General features: G+C 43.3%; 17 protein-coding genes. 9 read left to right on the top strand and 8 right to left on the bottom strand.

Annotated features, from left to right (window positions below; translation table 11 throughout):
* Positions 1-158: 158 nt before the first annotated feature.
* The 5 genes from ACP69U_RS09005 to ACP69U_RS08985 all read left to right on the top strand — a co-directional run bounded on the left by ACP69U_RS09005 (position 159) and on the right by ACP69U_RS08985 (position 6,145).
* Positions 159-1,799: an ABC transporter substrate-binding protein gene (locus ACP69U_RS09005; RefSeq protein WP_201600072.1), complete on the top strand. Its 1,641-nt coding sequence runs from the start codon at positions 159-161 to the stop codon at positions 1,797-1,799.
* 221 nt (positions 1,800-2,020) lie between these two features.
* Entirely contained in the window at positions 2,021-3,037 is a 1,017-nt protein-coding gene (locus ACP69U_RS09000) for an ABC transporter permease (RefSeq protein WP_201600069.1), read from the top strand.
* Positions 3,038-3,178: 141 nt separating this feature from the next.
* Positions 3,179-4,093 (top strand): ABC transporter permease, encoded by a 915-nt coding sequence (locus ACP69U_RS08995; RefSeq protein WP_087814459.1) that lies wholly within the window; start codon positions 3,179-3,181, stop codon positions 4,091-4,093.
* A gap of 1 nt (position 4,094) precedes the next feature.
* On the top strand, positions 4,095-5,177 hold the full coding sequence (locus ACP69U_RS08990) for an ABC transporter ATP-binding protein (RefSeq protein WP_426138347.1): 1,083 nt from the start codon (positions 4,095-4,097) through the stop codon (positions 5,175-5,177).
* Positions 5,174-6,145 carry a peptide ABC transporter ATP-binding protein gene (locus ACP69U_RS08985; RefSeq protein WP_426138346.1) on the top strand — a complete coding sequence of 324 codons (972 nt, stop codon included), beginning with the start codon at positions 5,174-5,176 and terminating at the stop codon, positions 6,143-6,145. Before ACP69U_RS08990 ends, ACP69U_RS08985 begins: the two co-directional genes overlap by 4 nt.
* A 12-nt stretch (positions 6,146-6,157) precedes the next feature.
* On the opposite strand, the gene ACP69U_RS08980 is transcribed toward ACP69U_RS08985, so the two are convergent.
* From ACP69U_RS08980 to serS, 4 genes are all read right to left on the bottom strand, one after another.
* A complete protein-coding gene (locus tag ACP69U_RS08980; RefSeq protein WP_426138345.1) occupies positions 6,158-7,192 on the bottom strand; it encodes an NERD domain-containing protein in 1,035 nt (344 codons plus the stop codon).
* A gap of 75 nt (positions 7,193-7,267) precedes the next feature.
* Entirely contained in the window at positions 7,268-7,924 is a 657-nt protein-coding gene (locus tag ACP69U_RS08975; protein ID WP_426138344.1) for a LysE family translocator, read from the bottom strand.
* A gap of 133 nt (positions 7,925-8,057) precedes the next feature.
* Positions 8,058-10,055 carry a transketolase gene (gene tkt, locus ACP69U_RS08970; protein WP_426138343.1) on the bottom strand — a complete coding sequence of 666 codons (1,998 nt, stop codon included), beginning with the start codon at positions 10,053-10,055 and terminating at the stop codon, positions 8,058-8,060.
* A gap of 256 nt (positions 10,056-10,311) precedes the next feature.
* Positions 10,312-11,598, bottom strand: a complete 1,287-nt coding sequence (serS, locus tag ACP69U_RS08965; protein WP_426138342.1) for a serine--tRNA ligase — start codon at positions 11,596-11,598, stop codon at positions 10,312-10,314.
* A 433-nt stretch (positions 11,599-12,031) separates the two neighbouring features.
* Here serS and ACP69U_RS08960 point away from each other — a divergent pair, with 433 nt between their 5' ends.
* Together ACP69U_RS08960 and ACP69U_RS08955 are read left to right on the top strand one after the other, a co-directional pair.
* Positions 12,032-12,691, top strand: coding sequence for a YcxB family protein (locus ACP69U_RS08960; RefSeq protein ID WP_045453124.1), 660 nt, complete (start codon positions 12,032-12,034; stop codon positions 12,689-12,691).
* A gap of 375 nt (positions 12,692-13,066) precedes the next feature.
* On the top strand, positions 13,067-13,543 hold the full coding sequence (locus ACP69U_RS08955) for a Dps family protein (protein WP_426138341.1): 477 nt from the start codon (positions 13,067-13,069) through the stop codon (positions 13,541-13,543).
* 267 nt (positions 13,544-13,810) lie between these two features.
* Here the strand turns inward: ACP69U_RS08955 and ACP69U_RS08950 are convergent, their stop codons facing one another.
* From ACP69U_RS08950 to ACP69U_RS08940, 3 genes are all read right to left on the bottom strand, one after another.
* Complete coding sequence (locus ACP69U_RS08950; protein WP_426138340.1) at positions 13,811-14,500, bottom strand: DUF2057 family protein; 690 nt, start codon at positions 14,498-14,500, stop codon at positions 13,811-13,813.
* Between the two features lie 75 nt (positions 14,501-14,575).
* Positions 14,576-15,379 carry a DnaA regulatory inactivator Hda gene (gene hda, locus ACP69U_RS08945; RefSeq protein WP_426138339.1) on the bottom strand — a complete coding sequence of 268 codons (804 nt, stop codon included), beginning with the start codon at positions 15,377-15,379 and terminating at the stop codon, positions 14,576-14,578.
* A gap of 327 nt (positions 15,380-15,706) precedes the next feature.
* Complete coding sequence (locus ACP69U_RS08940; RefSeq protein ID WP_426138338.1) at positions 15,707-16,813, bottom strand: AI-2E family transporter; 1,107 nt, start codon at positions 16,811-16,813, stop codon at positions 15,707-15,709.
* Positions 16,814-17,154: 341 nt separating this feature from the next.
* Here ACP69U_RS08940 and purM point away from each other — a divergent pair, with 341 nt between their 5' ends.
* Positions 17,155-18,204 (top strand): phosphoribosylformylglycinamidine cyclo-ligase, encoded by a 1,050-nt coding sequence (purM, locus tag ACP69U_RS08935; RefSeq protein ID WP_426138337.1) that lies wholly within the window; start codon positions 17,155-17,157, stop codon positions 18,202-18,204.
* Entirely contained in the window at positions 18,204-18,911 is a 708-nt protein-coding gene (purN, locus tag ACP69U_RS08930) for a phosphoribosylglycinamide formyltransferase (protein WP_201560341.1), read from the top strand. Before purM ends, purN begins: the two co-directional genes overlap by 1 nt.
* 150 nt (positions 18,912-19,061) lie before the next feature.
* Here the strand turns inward: purN and ACP69U_RS08925 are convergent, their stop codons facing one another.
* Positions 19,062-20,444, bottom strand: a complete 1,383-nt coding sequence (locus tag ACP69U_RS08925) for an NAD-dependent succinate-semialdehyde dehydrogenase (RefSeq protein ID WP_201560342.1) — start codon at positions 20,442-20,444, stop codon at positions 19,062-19,064.
* Between the last annotated feature and the right edge of the window lie 352 nt (positions 20,445-20,796).

Raw genomic sequence — 20,796 nt, 5'->3', positions numbered from 1 at the left:
TAGCGTTTGAAGCCTGCGTTATTTTGTTCGAGTAGCTTATCTATGTTTGGCATGGTTCTTAGCTAGTTGTGAATGTATTAGTTATTGTAAAACCCTCTGCTACTTTTGCAAGAGGTCTAATATATTGGCGACTATTTATCATTACATAGGATGTAATAATGCAAAAATCACTCTTCAAACTGACGATGTTGGCAACAGTTATTCTAGGCATCAGTGCCTGTAGCGGCGACAACAAAACCACCGATGAATCTGCTGCCAGCTCAGATGCTAAAGCAGCCAAAACCTTACTTTATTGCTCAGAAGGTAGTCCGGCTGGATTCGATCCAGCACAGTACACTGCAGGTACAGATTTTGATGCGAGCGCCTTTCCCATCTACAACGGCTTAGTAGAGTTCAAAAGAGATGGTACTGAGATTCAGCCAGCCTTAGCCGAAAGCTGGGATATTAGTGAAGACGGCAAGACTTATACCTTTAACCTACGTAAAGGGGTTAAATATGGTAAGACCGATTACTTTACCCCAACCCGTGATTTCAACGCAGATGATATTGTCTTTACTCTAGAGCGTATAACCAATCCAGAGTTTGAATTTAATAAAGCCTATCCTGCTGAGTTCCCCTATTCGGTCGGTATGGGGCTACCTGATATTATCTCCAATATTGAAAAAGTTGATGACAATACCGTAAAAATTACCCTAAGCGAAACCAATGCGCCATTTTTACAGAACCTAGCGATGCCCTTCGCTTATATCGATTCTGCTGAGTATGCAGAAAAGTTAATGGCTTCTGGTAATGCTGCTGATATCAACACCAAACCCGTTGGTACAGGACCTTTCGTCTTTACTTCTTATCAAAAAGACGCGCAAATTCGTTATACCAAAAATCCAGACTACTGGAACAAAGACGATATTCATATCGATAATCTCGTGTTTGTTATCACCAAAGATTCGGCGGTTCGTGCGCAAAAAGTGCAAGCAGGCGAATGTCATGTGTCCGCTTATCCAAAACCTGCCGAAATTGACTCTGTTAAAAAATCTGGTAAGGCCACCGTTCTCGATCAACCCGGCTTTAACGTCGGTTATGTCGGCTATAACGTTGAAAAACCGAAGCTTAGCGACCTTAAAGTTCGCCAAGCATTAGACATGGCAATTAATAAAGACGCTATTATCAATGCGGTTTATCAAAGCGAAGGATTAAAAGCCACCAATCCAATGCCGCCCACACAATGGGGTTACGACAAATCTATCAAAGATGCACCTTACGATGTGGAAAAGGCTAAGTCCCTTATAAAAGAAGCAGGCGCGGACAAACTTGCCATTAATCTATGGTATATGCCCGTTCAACGCCCATACAATCCTAATGCCAAACTCATGGCTGAAATGCTACAAGCAGATTGGGCAAAAATTGGTGTCGATACCAAGCTTGTGACTTATGAATGGGGCGAGTATCTAAACCGCGCTGCTAAAGGTGAGCCTGATGTCATTCTAGCGGGCTGGACTGGTGACAATGGCGATCCTGATAATTGGCTTGGTACGCTACTATCTTGTGATGCGGTCGGTGGCAATAACTACTCACGCTGGTGTAATAAAGATTTTGACACTTTGGTGACTAACGCCCGTCAGATTACCAATCAAGATGAGCGCGTCAGCGACTATGTACAAGCTCAGCAGATATTCAAAGAGCAATTGCCTTGGACGACAATGGCGCATTCGGTGGTCACGGTATTCACCGCACCAAACGTCGTCGATTATAAAATTAGTCCGCTTGGCTCAATACGCTTCGATGGTGTAAAGGTTGAATAACCTGAGCTGATGACGTCCGGTAAGACATGCATGCATGATTGTTTAATTTATATTCGGCTGGGTCAGACACTCTGCTCCAGCCGTATTTATATGAGTTAAGCGCCTTATTAAGCATTTTTTAAGCATTTTTTAAGCATTTTGTCACCGACTCTCTCATCTCTGCCAACATTCTACTCATCGATCTTAAACGATTGAACCACAACTATTGAATTGAGCAGCCCATGCTACTTTATATTTTGCGTCGCATTGCCATTCTAATTCCTGTCTATCTTGGCTTAACGCTATCGACATTCACCCTAATTCGGCTCGTCCCTGGAGATGCCGTCGAGATTATGATGGGTGAGCGTATGGTCGATCCGGAGCTACATGCTCGAGCGTTAGAAAGACTTGGCTTAGACAAACCCCTCATTGTCCAATATTGGGATTACTTAACTGGAATATTGACCGGTGATTTTGGTCAATCCTTTCGTACTCGTACTCCGGTATTACAAGACTTCTTTGCTCATTTTGTACCAACCTTAGAGCTGGCTTTATGTGCCATTGTCATTGCCAGTATTGTCGGTGTGAGCTTAGGTATCTTTGCCGCGCTACGACGTGGTACATGGATTGACTACACTTTAATGTCAGGAGCGCTGGCTGGCTACTCTATGCCCATCTATTTATTGGGGCCTATTCTGACTGGTATATTCGCCCATTATCTCGGCCTGTTGCCCGTCGCTGGTGTCATATCTGTCGCGCAGTTTTTAGACGTCAAACCTTTATATGGATCATGGTTATTGGGCTCTTTAACATCAGGAGAACCTGGCGCGTTTTGGGACGTGGTAAAACACTTTATCCTACCGTCTATTGCCTTATCGACCATACCACTCGCGATGATTGCACGGATGACACGCTCGGCGATGCTAGAGGTGTTAGATGAGGACTACGTGCGTACAGCGCGCGCCAAAGGCCTATCGCCGCGCCGCGTGATATTGGTACACGTCATGCGCAATGCCCTGATAACTGTGGTGACGGTGATTGGTTTACAAATGGCGACCTTGCTCGCGGGGGCTATTATCACTGAGACTATTTTTAGTTGGCCAGGTGTTGGTAATTGGCTGCTAGATGGGTTTTTCACTCGTGATTATCCTATTGTGCAAAACGGTATTTTATTGGTCGCCACCGCCCTGATTTTAGTTAGTTTATTTATTGATATTTTGTATGGTCTTATCAATCCGCGTATTCGACATACTTCTTAATTTAACATTGATAAATACTCATATTATAAATAGTGGTTATTGGTGTTTGTATGGTCTTGAGTGAGTTTTAGCACATTTTAAATGCTTGCTAAAAATGAGACTGACATACTTTCAACGCGTTAGCCACTATAGGAACTGCTCATGAAGCCTTCTGTTCTTCCCTCTGATGTCAACCTTATGGCCGCCACACCGCCGTCATCTTGGCAGCTATTTTTATCGACGTTTTGCCGAAATAAAGGCGCGGTGCTTGGTTTTATTGTACTGGCATTGATGGTCATTATTGCCATCCTTGCGCCTGCCATTGCGCCCCATGACCCTTACGAGTTGTTTACTGGTCAAGAGCAGTTGCCGCCTGCCTTTCTGGATGGCGGCAATACAATGTTTTGGCTGGGCACGGATGATGCTGGACGAGACACCTTGTCTCGAGTGATGTATGGCGCGCGTTATTCTCTATTTATCGGTCTGAGCGCGACGACTCTTGCCATGTTAGTCGGTGTTTCATTAGGACTTAGTGCTGCATTTTGGCCCAAGGTTTGGGGCAAAGCGGTCATGCTGGTCAATGATATCTTGATGTCTTACCCGAGCTTACTGTTGGCGATCATCATTGCCGCTATCTTAGGGCCTTCTATGACCAATACGATTATTACGATCGCCTTGGTCTGTACGCCACCTTTTATTCGGCTGACTCGTGCTACTGCAATGGTAGAGCTACAGCGTGAGTATTTTATCGCTTCACAAGTGATGGGCGCTGGTGTGTTGCGCTTATTGTTTATCACTATTTTGCCCAACTGTATGGCACCGCTTATCGTACAAGCAACGATGATTTTCTCTTCTGCTATTTTAGAAGCAGGTGCAATTGGTTTCTTAGGCTTTGGTGTACAGCCACCCGATGCTGAATGGGGTGCAATGCTTGGTACGGCGCGTCAATATATTCAGAGTAATGTTTGGCTAGCTATTTGGCCCGGTGTCGCTATTTTCTTAGCCGCATTGTCGATTAACTTGACTGGTGATGGCCTACGCGATGCGCTAGACCCCAAATTAAAGCAGGTGACCTAAGATGACTGAACCATTAATTAAAACGCCTACCACTCACACTTCTATGAATGACGCATCAAAAAAAGAATCACCATTGCTGTTAGATATTGAAAATCTTTCAGTGACTTTCGGGCAAGGGGTGCGCGCTTTTCGTGCAGTCGATGATGTGTCGCTAAAGATTACACAAGGCGAAGTCATCGCAGTCGTGGGTGAATCTGGCTCGGGTAAGTCAGTCACCATGATGGCACTGATGGGACTACTACCACCCTCTGCAACTGTCCGTTCCAAGCGCGTTATGTTCGATGATAAAGACATACTCAGTATGTCAGCCAAAGAAAAACGCGGCATCATTGGCAAAGACATCTCTATGATCTTTCAAAATGCCATGTCTTGCTTAAATCCAAGCTTCACGGTTGAGATGCAACTGGGCGAAGTATTACGCAAGCATCTAGGCTTGCGTGGTTCAGCAGTACAGACACGTATCTTAGAGCTGTTAGAGCTGGTCGAAATGCCCGATGCCAAAAATCGGCTCAAGGTTTATCCACATCAGTTATCAGGCGGTATGAGTCAACGAGTTATGATTGCGATGGCAATTGCTTGTGAGCCCAAACTACTCATCGCCGATGAACCTACCACCGCGCTCGATGTCACCGTACAAGCGCAAATCATGGACTTGCTAAGCCGATTGCAACGCGAAAAACAAATGGCGATGGTACTGATTACCCACGACTTGGGTTTGGTCGCGCAAAACTCGCGTGATGTCGCAGTCATGTATGCCGGACAAGTGGTCGAAACCAGTACCGTGCCGGATATTTTCCAAAAGCCTGCTCACCCTTATACCGAGGCATTGCTACAAGCAATCCCAGAGCTAGCTATCGGTCAAGATAGATTGAACAGTTTACCCGGAGTCGTGCCTAGCCAATACGATCGCCCAAGCGGTTGCTTATTGTCTCCTCGCTGCCCGTACAAAGAATCGGCTTGTGAAGTGCCACCGCCCATATTGGATACGCCCAATGGCAAGGTGCGCTGTATTCATCCAGAGTTGCCGAGCTTGCCTTCTAATTCATCTACCTCTCACGCTGCTACCTTGGAGTCACAAGTATGAGTAATAAAGTAGTCCTGAAAGCAGACAATCTACATAAACACTACCCAGTATCGCAAGGGTTGGGTAAAGCAAAAGCTTACGTTAAAGCATTGAATGGTGTGTCGTTTGAGCTTGAGGCTGGCAAGACACTGGCCGTCGTCGGTGAATCAGGCTGCGGTAAATCTACTCTTGCCCGCCAGCTAACACTCATCGAAGAACCTACTCATGGCGAGCTATTTATCAATGATGAAGGCACTACCGGCTATAGCAGAAAAGCGCTAAAAGATCTGCGTACAGAAATTCAAATGGTCTTCCAAAACCCTTATGGTAGCTTAAATCCACGCCATACTATTGGCTATCAATTAACTGAACCATTGGATATCCATACCAAACTCTCTAAAGAAGACAAGCGCGACAAAATCAACGAGATGATGAGAAATGTCGGTCTGCGCCCTGAACATGCTGGCCGCTATCCGCATATGTTTTCAGGGGGTCAGCGCCAACGTATTGCCCTCGCCCGCGCCATGATGCTCAATCCTAAAATTGTCGTCGCTGATGAGCCTACTTCCGCGCTCGATGTTTCCATTCAAGCACAAGTCTTGAATCTGTTTATGGACTTGCAGGACGAGTATCGTACTGCTTACGTCTTTATCTCGCATAACTTATCAGTCGTGCGTCATGTCGCTGATGATGTGATGGTGATGTATTTAGGTCAGGCGGTTGAGCATGGCCCGAAAGAGGCGATCTATAATGCGCCAAAGCATCCATATACCATCGCCCTCTTAGCTGCTGCACCAACGGTAAATGGCCATAAAAATGATCTAACTCTACAAGGTGAGTTACCAAGCCCGCTTAATCCACCAAGTGGCTGCGCCCTGCACAAACGCTGTCCCTATGCCAAGTCGCAGTGCAGCGAAATAGAGCCACAACTGCGAGAGTGGGACGGTCGATTGGTGGCTTGTTTACGCTTGGAAGAAATCTATGGTTAAGAGGATTAAAGGCTAAGCAATATTAACTACGGATCGGCACTTAGGAAACTGCGCGCACCCATGAAAGGATTGTCCTTGGCGTGCGCCTTTCTTTGCAGTGCGTTTAACCATCTCTCCATTACATTTCGGGCAAGTTGGCGCTTGGACGAGATTAGCAGTAGGGTTTGTCGCCTCAAATATTGTAGGTGCTTCCACCTGTGGCTCAGGCTCTACAATCTCAAACGGTGTAAGGAACACTTTATTAGCAATATCATGCGATATACTGACATATGGTGTGTTTGTCTGCTGAGTACTAAAACTATCAACTGGTAAATCGCTAGATTCAATCTCAGTCTGACCCGACCATCGCAGCACTTCTCGGCTTTTCAGCGTGGCTCGTTTAGCGGTTTCTTTTATTACCGGCTCGAGTGTAGACTTACTGGCAGTTTTAGCAATTGTTTTATCAGTGGAGTTACTACTAGGCTGTTTGTTTGAGAGGCTATGCTTGTCTTTTAGATAGGCTTTATGCTCTCTATTGGTGCGCCAAGATTTGCTAAATCTGTTGCTATTAATCTGCTCAACGATAGACTTGACCTCGTCTTCAGTCAGTATCTCATCTTGTTTCTTCTTCACATAAGAGACCATCCCACCTGTCAATACGTGTTCAGGCAACTCATCACGAGTTTTCAGCTCACACTCACCGATGAAAGCAATCATCGAATGAAAGTAGCTCAGCTCCAATCCTAATAAATCTGCGAGAGTCCTAATGTGCAAGTAGTTTTGGCGTAATGGGTTTTGGAATTTATACTTACTTCCATTTGGGAAAGCTTGCGTCCACTGCTTTTGCTTCTCGCTACCATATATCCAGCCTTTATAATTCTTGGTTTCGATGACAAAGATGCCGTATACAGAGACGATAATATGATCGATTTGGGTACTGCCACCATTGGCTCTTGGCAAGGTAATACCGTTTAATCGGTGATAGACATCTTTTTCAAGTTTTAGCCACATGGCGACATTGATAACGGTCTCGCCTAGAAAGCCTTTAAAGGTGGATTTGATGGACATGGTTTTTTTCTTGAAAGTGGTTATGAAAAAATAAATAACGTTCAATATCAATATACTAATTACTTTTGGTTAAAATTACCGATCTACAATTGCTGTTCTGACGATAGTTAAACCAATGACGCCAAGCAACGCCCCTGTAACTTTATCGATGTAATAAGCAACTTGGGTAAATTTAGCGCGTACTTTGCGAGTCGACAATAGAAATATGACAGCAGTGTCCCACGCGAATACCACAACAGTCATCCAAATACCTAAGCCCAATTTGAACACAAAACTTATTTCTGGTGTCAATACTACAGTGAATAAACTGAGATAAAAGAGTAGATTTTTAGGATTAAATATTCCAGACAAAAACCCTGCAGTAAATTCTTTTAAAAAAGTTGTTTTAGGTATATTTGAATGGGGTGATTGGGCTACCTGAAATTGGTCATACGCATCTTTTCGTGCGCGTAACGCCTGTATCCCAAGGTACATTAAAAACAACCCACCAATGATTTTTAGCGTAATCATAATAGGTGCAGAGGCGGCTAAAATTGAGCCAACACCAATTAGACATAGACCAATGTACACTGCATTAGCAAAGGTGATACCGAGCGCAACCCCTATTGCTTCTTTACTGTCGTTCTTAATAGCACTCTTTACGATCAATACAAAATCTGGTCCAGGACTCAATAGTGCAAGAAAATGCGCCAAGCCGACCGTGATAAAAATACTCAACAAATCCCAGTTCATAATTATTCCGTACTCTGTTTTTTTTAATTATGGACTAAATACCATTATGAATATACTGATTATTTAGCCAATAAAAAGAGCCACCAGATTTCTCCGGCAGCTCTTTTTTTAAATACTGACTAAGTTAGGTTTATTACACCAAACTATTTACCGCTTCAACCACAGCATCAGTGGTAATACCGAACTCTTTGTATAACTGATCTGCAGGAGCAGATTCGCCATAAGTCGTCATGCCGATGACTTTGCCATCTAAACCAACAAACTTATACCAGTAATCTACATGCGCGGCTTCGACTGCAACGCGAGCACGAATATTGGCAGGCAATACTGACTCACGATAGCTGGCATCTTGCTCTACAAAGATTTCTGCACATGGCATAGATACCACACGTACGCCAACACCATTAGCGCTTAATGTCTCATATGCTTCCATCGCAAGGCCAACTTCTGAACCAGTAGCGATGATAATCGCTTGTAGCTCGCCCTGCTCTTTTGCCAGTACATAACCACCTTTGGTAATGTTGGCTACTTGCTCACTATCACGTGCTTGATGTGGCAAGCTTTGACGACTAAAAATCAATGCTGATGGATTATGTTCAGACTTAATAGCTTCTACCCAAGCACTAGCAGATTCAGTCGCATCACACGGACGCCATGTGCGTAGATTTGGCGTGGTACGTAGGCTAGTCAATTGCTCAACTGGCTGATGCGTTGGGCCATCTTCACCCAGACCGATAGAGTCATGCGTATAGACATGGATGACGCGCTGCTTCATCAATGCGCCCATACGGACAGCGTTACGTGCGTATTCCATAAACATTAGGAACGTCGCGACGTAAGGGATAAAACCGCCATGCAATGCAATACCATTGGCAATCGCAGTCATACCGAACTCACGTACACCGTAATAGATATAGTTGCCGTCAGCATCTTTCTCGATGCCTTTAGCGCCTTTGAATAGCGTGAGGTTCGAGCCAGCTAGATCCGCTGAACCGCCTAGCAATTCTGGTAATAATGGCTGTAAGGTATTGATGGCGTTTTGACTGGCTTTACGGCTGGCAACATCGCCGCCCGCTTCTTGAGTTTGCTGAATGTAGGCTTGTGCTTGGCTATCAAAGTCAGCAGGCAAATCACCATTTAGACGGCGTAATAACTCAGATGCCAGTTCAGGATAGGCTTTTTTATAAGCGTCAAAGTCCGCATCCCAGTTCTTTTGCTGTACGTCGCCTTTAGCTTTAGCATCCCACGCTTCATAGATTTCATCATCTAATTCAAACGGGGCATGCTTCCAAGACAATGCATCACGAGTCAAGGCGATTTCATCATCACCTAGTGGTGCACCATGACTGGCTGCTAGACCTTGCTTGTTCGGGCTACCCGCGCCGATCGTGGTTTTGCAAATCAAAAGACTTGGTTTAGTAGTCTCTTTAAGCGCTTGTTCAGTTGCTTGAGTAATAGCATCAGCATCATGACCATCGACTTTGATAACTTGCCAGCCGTATGACTCAAAACGCGCTTGCGTATCATCAGTGAACCAGCCTTCGACGTTACCATCGATAGAGATGCCATTGTCATCGTAGAAGAAGACTAACTTGCCAAGACCTAACGTGCCAGCCAATGAACAAACTTCATGACTGATACCTTCCATCAAGCAACCATCGCCTAAGAATGCATAGGTGTTATGGTCAACGATGTTATGGCCGTCACGATTGAACTGTGCCGCTAAAGTTTTTTCAGCGATTGCAAAACCCACAGCATTGGCAATACCTTGACCTAGTGGACCAGTAGTCGTTTCAATACCTGGTGTATAACCAAGCTCAGGATGACCTGGGGTTTTTGAATGCAACTGACGGAAACCTTTCAGGTCATCAACGCTGACGTCATAGCCAGATAAATGTAGCAATGAGTAAATAAGCATCGAGCCATGACCGTTTGATAAGACAAAGCGGTCACGGTTGTGCCACTGTGGATCGGTTGGGTTGTGCTTCAAAAACTTGCGCCACAAAACTTCGGCAATATCAGCCATACCCATTGGCGCGCCCGGATGTCCAGAGTTGGCTTTTTGAACCGCATCAAACGTCAGTACACGGATGGCATTGGCTAATTTACGTTCGCTAATTGGAGCTGGCATAGAGTGTCCTAGTATTGGGCTAAGAGGAGAGTTTACTCAAAGGAGTATAAGCATAAGGACGCCAAATGCGCCCCTAAGTTATAGACTATAAAATCAAAGTGCAATATTAACATATTTGCCATAGAGCTAGCTAAGAAATGGTATGACAGAATCGTTTGTGTTTAATAATTATTCATATCAGTTTTATCAAACTACCCTATATTAAAAAGCTGTGAGTCATCTTAGTAACTCACAGCTAGTACAAGCAATATAGATATTAAACTGAAATCGTCTCAGCACCGCCCATGAACGGACGCAATACTTCTGGAATGGTGATACTACCATCAGCATTTTGATGATTTTCCATCACTGCCAATAGTGTACGACCCACTGCCAAGCCTGAACCATTTAGCGTGTGTGCTAAGCTGGTTTGTTTACCATCTTTGACACGTGTGCCCATACGGCGCGCTTGGAAGTCACCACAGTTAGAGCAGCTTGAGATTTCACGATAGGTATCTTGGCTCGGTAACCATACTTCGATATCATAAGTCTTTTGCGCTGCAAAGCCCATATCACCTGTACATAACTGCACAGTGCGGTATGGCAGGTTCAATTGCTGCAAGATATATTCAGCTTGTCCAGTCATTGCCTCAAGCAATTCATCAGACTGCTCAGCCGTAGCAATATTGACCATCTCGACTTTCTCAAACTGATGCTGACGGATCAAACCACGAGTATCACGACCATGAGAGCCCGCCTCACTACGGAAACAAGGCGTATGCGCGGTAAATTTAAGCGGCAGCTCGCTAATATCCAAACGCTCGCCACGTACCAAATTGGTCATTGGAACTTCAGCAGTAGGAATGAGATAGAAGTCCATATCTTCGTTGTTTGTATGATTTTTCAGCTTAAATAAATCATCTTCAAACTTAGGCAGCTGCCCCGTACCTTTGAGACTATCTGAATTCACAATATAAGGCACATAGGTCTCAAGATAGCCGTACTTCATGGTATGGGTATTTAGCATAAATTGAATCAACGCGCGATGCATTTGTGCCAACTGTCCTTTTAGTACATTAAAGCGGCTGCCAGTCAGCTTAGTCGCGGCTTCAAAGTCGAGCATACCAAGTGTCTCGCCAATATAAGTGTGATCTTGAATTTCAAAATCAAACGTACGAGGCGTACCCCACTTGCGCACTTCTACGTTATCCTCTTCTGACGTACCCACTGGCACATCGGCTGCTGGAATATTTGGAATTTGCATAGCAGCTTTGTTGATACGCTCTTGTAGAGTGCGCAGCTCGTCTTCGGCTGTTTTAATCTCACCGCTGACATTCTGCATCTCAGCCAATAGCTCACTGGCATCTTCGCCTGACTTTTTCAAAGCACCCACTTGCTTAGCACCCGCATTACGGCTCGACTGCAACTCTTCGGTTTTGATCTGCAAAGATTTACGTTCTGACTCAACTGTTTGCCAAAAATCTATGTCAAGTGCATAACCACGAGTGGCCAGTTGCTGTTGTAAATCGCTTAAATCGCCGCGTAAGAGTTTTGGATCAATCATAATAGTTGCCTGTAACGCTAGAAGTGAGGAAGAGGTTCGAAAGTGTTATTTTTAAAGATACTGTTTTTAAAGGTGCTGATTTTATCAAAATAAGTGATAGCCGCTATAATACCAAGACACAGCAGATTTGACCATGTTTTGACCGCTGCTGATTGAATTTTCATTTATTACTTTCATTATCCGTAGCCAGTTACATTTGCTTTAAATGCATCTCTCAAAGTTCAGCTCACCTCAATAAGCCTCGCCCATCCTTATTAAAACCATTAATATCACCTCTATCAACGAACAGAGCGGCTTATATGTTTCATTTAGGGGTACTTTTCGGTAAGATAAGCGCATACCTTTTATTCGACTTCTAGCCAAGTACGACGTAGCTGCTACGTTTTGTCGATTTAAACCCAACACTTTCAATACAAGTATTTGAGAAACCTTTATGGCCTTGTACCCCTATACGCTACAACCTGTCGCCTTAAACCTAACTGAGGCAGAATTTCATCAAGCACAATACGAGCTATTTGCCAGTGCCAGCCCTTCTTTCGGTCTAAAAAGTATCAAAACGAAAGAATGGATCATTATGGCGGTAACCGTGGTACTAGCGATCGCAGGGTTGGTTTTTGTGACAGGCTACTCAACCATTATCTTTTGGCTGATGCTAGTTTCAGTCGTCATTTATTTACTGGTTCGTACCCTTGGCTTTAAATGGTATGTGAAAAGAGAGTTTGACAAGCAAGTGGCCGATCAAGAGATGCCAGACGAGATGCGTCAGATGAAATTGGGCGTACAAAAGCATGGCCTCGTCATGGCGATGCCAGTGAATCAGCCTGACACATTTAATAACAACCAAATGCGCGGCATGCAAATGCGAGCAGGCACAACCCAGCAAGCCGTCATTCCATGGTCAGCTGTCAAAAGCTGGGATGAGACGGACGACTATATCTTTATGATGTTTGAGATGAAAGGTCAACAAGGCAGCCAAATTGTGCCAAAGCGCTTAGAAGCACAGAAGTTCCCGATCGATACGGTACGTCAGCATTTGCAAGAAGTTATCCCCGTTAAAGGCTTAAATCCTGAAAACTTACAGCCGCCAGCATAAAATAGTAGAAGACTTCTTTATCGCTTATTATATGAGCGATAAAGAAATGATCAATAAAAAATGCTTTTTACAAAACCAATCATAATTATAAATTTATTAAAATTAACTTATCGATGGTGCTCTACTATTATAATATCTGTAAGAAGAAAGGTGATAACTGGTCTAAATTATATGAATGTATAGTTATGATTTTAGCTTAAGCTGACGCCATTCTATATGGCAGTTTTATCATACTATTTTCTAAGATTGTTACTTTTTAAGGCTGAAAAGCGTTAATATATTAAAGAGCATAGTAATGCAGCACACGAGTTGCTACACTTCTCACCTTCTTCATTTAATGTTTTATCTCAACACTCAAACTATAAGGATAATATTATGAGTAACGCTACTAATCAAATCGGTCTAGAAAAAGCTGACATGAGCGAAGTCATTGCACAACTAAACAATTTATTGTCAACTTACCACGTCTTTTATTTAAACGTCCGTGGCTATCACTGGAATGTAAAAGGTGAGCATTTTTTCACCTTGCATCCAAAATTTGAAGAACTGTATACTGCGCTACAATTACAAATTGATGAAATCGCTGAACGTATTTTAACTTTGGGCGGCACACCGCTGCACGCTTATAGCGATTTTACTCAGCATACTAGCATTCAAGAAGATAAAAACGTCAAAGATGGCAATGCTTGTGTGAAAGGCGTGGTAACTGGTTTACAAGCTTTGATTACAGAGCAGCGTAAAGTATCTGCTCTAGCAGCAGACAGCGAAGATCAAGGAACAGCTGATCTCATAGATGCCTATGTACAAGAGCAAGAAAAGCTCATCTGGATGTATAACGCCTTTTTGGGTTAATCATTACTAATTAAACAGTACATCACTAGGGCGTGTCCTCATTTTAAAAATGGTGATAAAAATGAGATAAATTGCAGTTAAACAAGGAAGATAGCGCTGTTAATATCGAGATATTGATAAGCTATTTGACGATGTTTAACAAAATTTAGCCATTTTTAGCCCATTTAGAGAGTAATTGATTGGATTGAGGGCACGCCCTAAAATCTAGATCATAAAAAAGCACCTACTTTAGGTGCTTTTTTTGTGCTTGCTGTTGCTAATGAAACCTTATTTTTGCATCCATTGACGCATTTTTTCGCGCTCAGCAGGCGTGGCTTGTAACCAAATTTGCATAAATTGATCTAAGGTATTAGCAGATGAACTAACGCTAGTGGTTTGCTTAGTAGTCGCTACCGTACCCGTATTCACATTTGGTTGATCTAATGCGGCAATCGCACGCTGATTCTGTAGCTCTGCATCATCTGCCCCGCCAAATACACCGCCGAACGCCTTGCCTAAACCTGACAACAATCCACCTTGATTACCAGCGATACCTTGCTGACTTGCAATCACAGTATTGTTTTTCTCTACTGCCAGTATCGGACGCTTGGCATATTCTTTAGCTGCTGCATACTCTTCTGGCTGATTTGGCATGGTCAGACGATAGGTTTGATTGTCCGCCAATTCTGCTGTCACGCTCACATTACCCGAACGTAAATAATCATGCTCATCACGGCGCAAGTCATATAAGCGATCATACTTCGCAGTAATCGCATGTTGACCCGGCTGAAGCGTGAACTTTTTAGTCAATGGTTGAAAAGCGCTCTGCTGCACTTCTTGCCCATTGATAGCCGTGACTTTGATATGGTCATCAACCAGTAGCGTTACTTCGGCATGCGACAGCATAGAGACAGAGCCTGCACCAATCAGCAACGTGCTGATGGTCAGTTTTTTTAGCAAAGAAGCATTGGATTTCATAAGTGATTCCATTAATAGTGAAAACGTTTTGGCAATAGTAAAAGCGTTTTGGATAAAAGACTTTAGTTGTTAATGCTAAAAATCGAGTGGCATCGTATGTTGATCTTGTTCCGCTGAATCGTTATCTACTTGTGTCTCTTGCGCAATATCAGCAAGCTCTGCTGCTAGAGTCTGCTCATCAATGGTACGCAATGCGTCAGTGATGACGGCTTTGGATATATTGCTACGCCCAAGGTTCGAAAACATCGGCTGAATATAATTGAGTACTTCCATCATCGCACCGATGCGATGTGGTCCCTCAGTAAGCAAATAATCAATAATTCGATCATCAAACTGCCAACCACGTCGACGCAAGATAGATTGTAATAACGCCTGACGGTCGGCTAAGTCATGACCATTGGGTACTTTGAACGTAGGTGCCTGAGCCAAACGAGTCAGCAAATCTCTTAGTTGAAAGGGCAACTCACCAGCAGGCTTATTGGCTGCAAACAACAATTGGCGCTGACCTTCACGACTACGATTGATTAAATGAAATAACGCTTCTTGCCATTGACTGCTTTGCTCCAGCACCTCTAAATCATCGATCGCGATTAGATCGAAATTTTCTAGAGATGAAAGAACGTGCACATCGGTATGAATCAACTCATTGAGTGACAAACAAATCGCTGACTTGTCCATCTCAATAAATGATTCACAAATAGCAGATAATAAGTGCGACTTGCCTGTAGCAGGACTGCCAAATAGGTACAGCTGACCGATCAGGCCGACATGTAACTGTCGCACTGCGTCAATAATCGACATCCAACCAGGACCGGCGAAGTCACTTAGACTTGCATCATGCTTAATGTCCAGATTGAGACTTAGCTGTGCTTCTGCCATGAATCATCAACTCGTTTTGCGTAATGCAATAAATAAAAGGATAAATTATTAATAACTGTCTTTGAGATGCTCTCATACTACCTGATATAAACTTACTACGTTAGCATCTCGTCGTTTTAATTAGGGATATATTCGAGGGTTACTTAATCAAAAGTCATCTTGTTAACGACTAATTGGTTAACGGCTAACACTGTGAATACTGCGCCTATATATAACATATTTGCAAAATGACTGACAAGTCTTTTACCTATTAAGCCTTATCGATCGCTGTTTATCTCACACCATATACTGATTAATAATGACCCTCTCACTTTCAGGATAAAGCCCTTATCTCTTCTCAAACAGAGCCAACTGCTTACGACCCTTATAAAAATCAGTCGTACGATAGTAGGCGTATAAATGGCGGAACAGTACATTAAGCACAGCAGAGACAGGCAGAGCAATTAGCATACCAACGAAACCCAATAGGCTTGCGCCTGCCAATACTGCAAAAATGACCCACAGCGGCGATAGACCAATCTTATCACCCAACAGCAATGGCTGCAGGATATAACCTTCGGCAGCCTGTCCAACCAAAAAAGCACCGACGATCAGCGACAGATACGTCCAATTTAACCCAAACTGGAACAGGCAAGCGATAATGGCAGCGATAAAACCAATGCCAAAACCAAGGTAAGGAACAAAGCTGGCAATACCAGCAACCATACCAATGATAAGCCCTAGCTCAAGCCCAATAAGCTGTAATTGCACCGCATAAATAGCTCCCAATAATACCATGACCAATAGCTGACCTTTGATAAATGCCATCAATGCACTGTCACACTCTTGAGCAATTTGGATAACTTTTTTGCTATAGGCACGAGGAATCGCTAGCTTCCATGTCTGTAAACGCTGATCCCAATTGAACAAAAAATAAAAAGTTAAAATAGGTACTAGCACAATGAGTCCAGCACTATTGATAAAGTTCATGCTTGAAACCAATATTTGGTTCATCATGGTACTGGCATCTTCAAACTTATAATTGGTCTGCATATACTCGACTAACGTATCAGAAAAGCCTTTCGCTTCTAGCTCTGGTAGTCGAATACGGGTATTGCTAGCGAACCATTGACGTACCACTTCATTATACCAAGTTAAAATCTTTGGCATATAATCCCACGCCGCTTGCAACTGATGCCACAATGTCGGTATTAACCACCAAAGCAGCAGCACCATTCCTAAAGTGATGGTAGAGTAAACAATGATAATTGCTATCCAGCGTCTGATATATTTCGACAATCGTTTGACCAGCGGATTGAATAAGTAAGCCAGTACGAAAGCAAAGATAAACGGTATAATAACTGGCATCATTAAATACAATAAGAGGACACCCACTACCATAGCAACGACAATAAATAAGCGCCGAAAAAAAGGATCTATTGGTTGGTTCATCATGACAAGGAATCCTATGATAGGCTGATTTAAGATGGGAGCATAATTGAAAGAAATGATACGTCTTATCGTACAACAACGGCGTAATAGCGAACTGTTATCGACAATAAATTTAGCGTTCCATTATCGCAGAGTACAGCAAAAAATCCGTCATTTTTTGTTTCTTAACTTTTTATTTACCACTTAAAGTCAGTCTTCGTGAAATATCCGCCAAATATCCGCAAGTTGCTTTGCGAGTAAGGGTCATTTTTGGGTATAATGCGCGCACTATATTCAGAATTAACACGACCAACTCGATTTTCTACTGACAGACCTTCATTCCCTATAAAATTTGTGAGATGACCATGAGTAACAAGCCTTCTTTAAGCTACAAAGATGCTGGTGTTGATATTGATGCTGGCGATGCGTTGGTACAACGTATTAAATCAGTGGCAAAAGCCACCTCTCGTCCTGAGGTTGTGGGCGGACTTGGCGGCTTTGGAGCGCTTTGTCGTATACCAACTGGTTACACCTCTCCTCTACTCGTGTCAGGCACTGACGGCGTCGGTACTAAGCTCAAGCTGGCATTACAGCTGAATCGTCATGACACTATCGGTATCGACTTGGTCGCCATGTGCGTCAACGATTTATTGGTTTGCGGTGCAGAGCCATTATTTTTCTTAGACTATTATGCAACTGGCAAGCTTGATATTGATGTAGCAGCGACTGTGGTCACAGGTATTGGTGAAGGCTGTAAGCTATCAAACTGTGCTCTGATCGGCGGCGAAACCGCTGAGATGCCAGGTATGTATCAAGACGACGATTATGACTTGGCTGGATTTTGTGTCGGTGTGGTCGAAGAAGCGGAAGTCATCACTGGCGAAAACGTCGCGGAAGGCGATGTATTGATCGCTCTTGCTTCAAGTGGTGCACACTCAAACGGTTATTCATTGGTACGTAAAGTCATCGAAGTCAGCGGCATTGATGTGACGAGCAGCGATGAGCAATTAGATGGTCAGCCTATCCAAGACGCGTTAATGGCTCCTACTCGCATCTATGTTAAAGCGATTAAAGCGCTACAAGATACTCTTGGTAGCTCAGCATTACATGCAATGTCACACATCACTGGTGGCGGCTTAACCGATAATTTACCACGTGTATTACCAGAGAATTTAGCTGCTAGCATTGATACGACTAGCTGGCAGTTCTCAGAGCTATTCACTTGGTTACAAACCCAAGGAAATATTGAACAAAGCGAGATGTACCGCACCTTTAACTGCGGCGTTGGTTTTGTCATTGTCGTGCCTAAAGATAAAGCAGATGCGGCTATTCAAACTTTGAATGATGCTGGTGAAAAAGCTTGGCAATTAGGCGAAATGGTGAAGCGTGAAGCGGATGCTGTGGTGTACCGTTAATGTCAGAAATATCGTTAATATCAACCAATACACGTCAAGACAGTAAGCCTTTGCGCATTGCTGTCTTGGTATCTGGTAGTGGTAGCAACTTGCAAGTACTGATAGATGCGATGCAAGCTGGCGCACTGCCAATTGAGATTGTTGGCGTCATTAGTAACCGTGAGGATGCTTATGCCATCACCCGTGCAAAAGACGCTGACATTCCTGTGGCAGTATTGTCACATGTTGCTAGCGGCAAACGCATGGGCATCAAGACTTTTGAGAGTCATGCCAGCGAGCAATTAAGCGCATGGCAGCCTGACTTAATTGTCTTGGCAGGGTTTATGCGCGTATTGAGTGGCTCATTTATCGATAATGCACCAGCGCCGATGATTAATTTGCACCCCTCTTTGCTACCTGTCTATAAAGGCCTCGATACCCATCAACGTGCGATACAAGCAGGTGAGCGACATCATGGCTGTAGTATTCATGTCGTCACTGCTGAGCTGGATGCGGGGGCTGTTTTGACCCAAGCGCTGTTAGAGATACATCAAAAAGACACTGCCAATAGTTTGCAAGCACGCGTGCAAAAGCTTGAGCATCAATTGCTCCCTTGGACGATTTTATTATTGGCCAAAGGCGCACTCTCGCTAGACCATGCTCAAGCAGCCAATCAACAAAGTATGTCTTTACCAACGCTACCGTTAAAACTATATTTGAACGACTGAATAAATAGTGACAGTCACAAATTATCAGGCACCAACTATCAAACTTAAACTCTTCGCATAAAAAAGCCCAGTCACTCAATGAATGACTGGGCTTTCTAATAGCTACCTTTAAAATCTTCTAAAGCATATTAATCCCGAAGACTTCAGCTATTATTGACTTTTATGAACGTGTAACCCTTTAATATTTACAAATTCTTTGATACCAAAACCGCCATGCTCGCGACCATGACCTGAGTTCTTCACTCCACCAAATGGCAACGCTGGATTTGCAAGACCGTAACCATTGATGTAAACCATGCCCGTATCAAACTCTTCGCGCGCTAGGCGAATGGCTTTGTCTTCGTCTTTAGAGAAGATAGCACCGCCCAAACCGTAGCGACTGTCATTGGCAATGCGTAATGCATCATCTTGGTCTTTGGCTCGTATTAATGAGGCGACAGGACCAAATAATTCGTCATCATAGGCAGGTTGTCCTTTTTCGACATTCTCCAAGATAGTTGCTGGATAAAAACTGCCTTTACCTTCTGGCAATTGACCACCAACAGCAATCGTTGCGCCTTTTGCCACACTGTCCTCTACTTGCTCATGCAATTTTTCTTGTAAATCTTTGCGGGCTAACGGACCAAGATCAGAGTCATCATTCATCGGATCACCAGATTTAGCATCTGCAAACTTTTTGACAATGCGTTCACGGAAATCATCGTATAAGCTATCAACGACGATAAAGCGCTTAGCGGCGACACAAGTTTCACCATTATTAATGAGACGCGCTTGGGTACAAGTTTCTACCGCTAACTCTACATCAGCATCTTCTAAGACAATAAAGGCATCGTTTGAGCCTAATTCTAGCACCACTTTTTTAATGGCTTTTGCTGCTTGCTGACCTACAATGCTACCAGCGCCGTCGCTACCTGTCAGTGTGACACCGCGCACTTTGTCATGACCGATTAATGCCTCTGATTGGTCGTGATCGATTAAAATCGTACGGAACAAATCGTTTGGTAACTCTGACTCATGGAAGATTTTTTCGATTAACAAGCCTGAACCAGTCACGTTTGACGCGTGCTTGAGTAAAATACTATTACCTGCCATCAGATTTGCGATGGTATAACGGAATACTTGGTAAGCAGGAAAGTTCCATGGCTGCATGCCATAAATGACACCGATAGGCTGATAAGTCACAATACCTTTCTTCAAGCCTTCAATATCACGTTCATCGTCAGCAAGTGCAGCCACTCCTTTTTCTGCGGTATAGTCGCAAATTGCTTTACACAAATCTATTTCTTGCAAACTCTGACTATAGAGCTTACCACGCTCCTCAGTCATGAGTTTAGACAACTCTTCTTTATACTTGAGCAATGTCTCACCGATAGAATTGATGACTTTTGCACGCGCTTCATGGCTGGTTTTACGCCACTCAGTAAATGCTTGGTGCGAGGATTCAACAATCTTGTTCACCTCGTCATTACTCATGTAATCGTATTCTTTGATCGCTTCACCCGTTGCTGGGTTTATAGTAGTAATATCTGCCATGATTATTATCCTTATTTATTCAACTATTTTATTGGTTTAAAAATTTATCGCTTTATCATCTGAAATCTTAGAAACACATAAACCTTAGAAACACATAAACCAAGCATAGTCATTTTTATAAACGTATCTGGTTAGATTGGACAATTTCATCAACGATTTTATGAAATCCGATACTGTCGTATAACTTAACAATAGGCTATGTATTTGTCTTTTTTCTTAAGTGGGATTTATCATAGCAAAATGTGCAACGAGTAGTTTTACAAGTTATAAAGAAGTGTTCGTAAGATGTTAAGAATGTGACTGACTGATTTATTAGGTCAAAATCTTGGACGAGATTTTTCAGTAAAATTAC

The sequence above is a fragment of the Psychrobacter sp. TWR1-1-1 genome (assembly GCF_049895865.1).
GTDB lineage: Bacteria > Pseudomonadota > Gammaproteobacteria > Pseudomonadales > Moraxellaceae > Psychrobacter > Psychrobacter immobilis_A.
Note: the sequence above shows the minus strand (reverse complement) of the source record. Positions and strands in the feature narration are given on the sequence as shown.